This is a genomic window from Acidocella sp. (assembly GCF_013044125.1).
Lineage (GTDB): Bacteria > Pseudomonadota > Alphaproteobacteria > Acetobacterales > Acetobacteraceae > Acidocella.
In genome coordinates, this window is record NZ_JABEVC010000108.1 from 1 (window position 1) to 3,126 (window position 3,126).

The following is a 3,126-nucleotide window of genomic DNA, read 5'->3' on the forward strand; positions in this document are numbered from 1 at the left end:
GCCCATCCCCCAGCCCCACGACATCATATTCCTCACCGGCGACCATCTCCTGCACCATCACCGGCAGACCCCACATTTCGGCGAGTTCCTTGAAGGCCTCGTAAAGTTCCGCTTCCGTGGTGGCCAGGTGCGCTTCGTAATATATGCCTTTGACATAGACCGGATACCCGATCTGCGCCGCGAATTTGGCCAGATCGGCCACGTCATACGCAATTCTGGTTTCGGGGGTGGGAATCTCGATCCGCCGGCAGAGCAGGGGGAGGGCATCCTTGCTCCGGCGCAAAAACGCCGCCTTGGCGGGCAGCATCATCTTCACACCGCGTTGTGCCAGCCTGTCCTGCAGCTCGATAAAATTCATCAGCTCTGAATCGAGGCAGGGGATGATGACCTCGATCGCCTCCCGTTCCAAAATTCCTTCCAGCCGCTCCATCAGCGCCTTGGGGCCGGTTCTGGGGTAAGGCAGCAGATACACGCCATCCAGCCGGCAGCCGTCCTGGCAATAAATCGTGCTCTCCATCGGGTCATAAGACAGCCCGATGATGCGGATGCCGGGAAAGCGCCGCCGCAAACTCGCAATCACCGCCGCGCCTGGTTGCGGATTGTCGCCCCGGTGCAGTCCGGTGACCGCAACAGCCGTCGCGTTAATCAGCATTGGCGTGGTCATTGGCTTGGTCATGAGCAACCCGGTCCAAAGGTTCGAGAGCGGCCAGTTCGTTGAGAAACAGCTGGATGTCGCGTAACGCGCTGGCATGGTCGATGCCATATTGCCGCTCCATCGCGGCCGGCAGGTCAGCGATCGCCGCGCCCCCGGCGAGCGCACGGAGAATGAAACTTGCCGTGGCGCTCAGCCGGAAAAACATCCCCGAGCGAATATCGAAGACAAATTCATCGCCATAAAATCGCAATCCGGCGGCGGTGGGCGCGCCTTGGTGAAAATCAGGTCCGCCATCGGCCGTCACAACCGGGCCGCTGGCCTTGGCGATAAGGTGGGCGTCCATCTGTGCCCCTCCTGCTTACTTATGGAGTTGTTGTCATTTTTGATGGGTGGGCAACAACGAAAAGTATTAAGAATTATTTACCTTAAGCCCGGCCGGACAAATAATCAACTCAGCAATTTTGCTTTTTTTGTACGATGCGCGCAAAAATAATCTTTAAAAAATACGCGGGTGCATTGATTTCTGTCAATGACGACAACAATTACTAAAAATAATATATGAACGTAGATAAGACAGTAGATAAGACACAAGGTTAAGCCGGTGTGCTCATCTTGCCGGTTTGGCGGCTGACAAGTTCAGGTGAAAGCTAAGAATTAAGTAATTTAAGGAGGCATTGCCATGCCTATTGGAAAACTGCGCAAGCTGGCTTTATCTGCAACCATTCTGGCGCCCATCCTTGCCGGAAGTTTCATCGCATCCGCCGCCTATGCAGGCCCGCAACCAAAGCCAGGGCCGTCCATTTTGCGCGTCGCGGTGCATGTGGGGCTGGAGACGCTCGACCCCATAGCCTCCACCGCCTATATTGACCGCACGCACGGTTATCTAGTGTACGACACGCTTTTTGCGATGAACAATAACTTCCAGCCCGAACCGCAAATGGTCGATCACTGGACGGTCTCGCCAGACCAGAAAACTTGGACTTTCGTGCTGCGCGACGGGCTGAAATGGAGCGACGGCACCAATGTCACCGCTGCCGATTGCGTGGCCTCGCTGGTGCGCTGGGGCAAGCGTGACGGCATGGGCCAGCTCTTATTCGCCGATATCGCCAGCCTGACCGCGCCCGGCGACAAGACCATCGTGATGCAGCTCAAGGCGCCTGACGATATGGTGCTGGCCTCGCTGGCGAAGCTGTCGTCGAACGTGCCGTTCATGATGCCCGCGCGCATTGCCCGCACCAGCGCCTTTAAATCCATCACCGACCCCACAGGCTCCGGCCCTTACATGATGGTGATGAAGGATTGGGTGCCGGGGGAGAAGGCGGTATATGTCAAGAACCCCTATTACAAGCCGCGCTCGGATCCGCCCTCTCTCGCCGCTGGCGCCAAAATTGCGGCGGCCCATGAGATCGAGTTGATCCATTACGCCGACCCCAAGGCTGCGGCCAAGGCGTTAATGGACGGCTATGTGCAGTATGATGAATCTCCGCCGATGAGCGTGGTGCCGATGCTCGAGGCCGATCAGAATATAACCGTCGAGCCCACTGCCCCGCCGGGTTCGGTTGGCATGCTGCGCTTCAACGCGGCCATTCCGCCGTTCAACAATCCCGCTATCCGCCGGGCGGTACTCGAGGCCGTCAACCAGAGCGCCTATATGGAAGCCGCCTTCGGCAACGACCCGCGCTGGTGGCGGACCTGCTATTCCATCTACCCCTGCGGCACCACCTACGCGACCGACGCGGGCAACTGGATATTGAAACTCAACAACCCCCAGGCCGCGCGTTATGCGCTCGAAAAAGCAGGCTATAAGGGTACGCCGGTGGTGGTGCTCGACCCCGTCGATATCCCGGTGCTCGCCGCCTTTACCAATGTTACCGCCAACATGCTGACCAATCTCGGCATGAAGGTGAAGGTCGAGCGCATGACCTGGGATGAGATGCTGCAACGCCGCACCAACCGGAGCGCGGTGAATGGCTGGAATGTGTTCGATACCTGGTGGATCGCCGATGACATCGCCACGCCCCAGGCCATTGCCTATTCCGGCGATCCCAAGACCGGCTGGGCCGGCTGGCCGAATGATCCGAAGCTCGAGGCTGACCGCATGACGTTCATGGACGCCACCACCTTGGCAGGTCAGCAGGCCGCGGCCGCGCAAGTGCAGGAAGATGTGCTGAACGACGCGACCGTGGGGATACTCGGGCAGTTCTTCGAGCCGATCGCCTTTCGCAAAAATCTCACCGGCCTGACCACGCCGGTACAGTTCTTTTGGGGCCTCCAGCCATAATGGCCACCCCTTGGCGCGCCAAAAGAAAAATCTAGTTCCTGCCCCTGAAGTCCGCTGGGAGATGCAGCGGACGGAAGGGACAAGCAGGCCACTAGTACCCTGCGTCATTCATGACGCAGGGTACTGCGCGCGGGTTGGTGGGCGGCGCGCGCTAAATATGACGCTAGTGGGACACGGCATTTTCAATGAC

Annotated in this window: 3 protein-coding genes; 1 reads left to right on the forward strand and 2 read right to left on the reverse strand. The window is 58.5% G+C overall.

What is annotated here, in order from left to right:
* The coding region (locus HKL97_RS06850; protein WP_291423738.1) for a hypothetical protein at positions 1-676 on the reverse strand (676 nt) is incomplete at its 3' end.
* The gene (locus HKL97_RS06855; RefSeq protein WP_291423740.1) at positions 642-998 is read right to left on the reverse strand and encodes a PqqD family protein; all 357 of its coding nucleotides are present in this window, start codon (positions 996-998) and stop codon (positions 642-644) included. The genes HKL97_RS06855 and HKL97_RS06850, both read right to left, overlap by 35 nt.
* Positions 999-1,334: 336 nt before the next feature.
* Between HKL97_RS06855 and HKL97_RS06860 the strand changes: the two genes are divergently transcribed.
* Positions 1,335-2,936, forward strand: coding sequence for an ABC transporter substrate-binding protein (locus HKL97_RS06860; RefSeq protein ID WP_291423743.1), 1,602 nt, complete (start codon positions 1,335-1,337; stop codon positions 2,934-2,936).
* Positions 2,937-3,126: the final 190 nt, after the last annotated feature.

Bases quoted from the DNA above. Each gene is read 5' to 3' on its own strand.
- HKL97_RS06855 (WP_291423740.1), bottom strand. From the start codon at position 998: ATGGACGCCCACCTTATCGCCAAGGCCAGCGGCCCGGTTGTGACGGCC.
- HKL97_RS06860 (WP_291423743.1), top strand. From the start codon at position 1,335: ATGCCTATTGGAAAACTGCGCAAGCTGGCTTTATCTGCAACCATTCTG.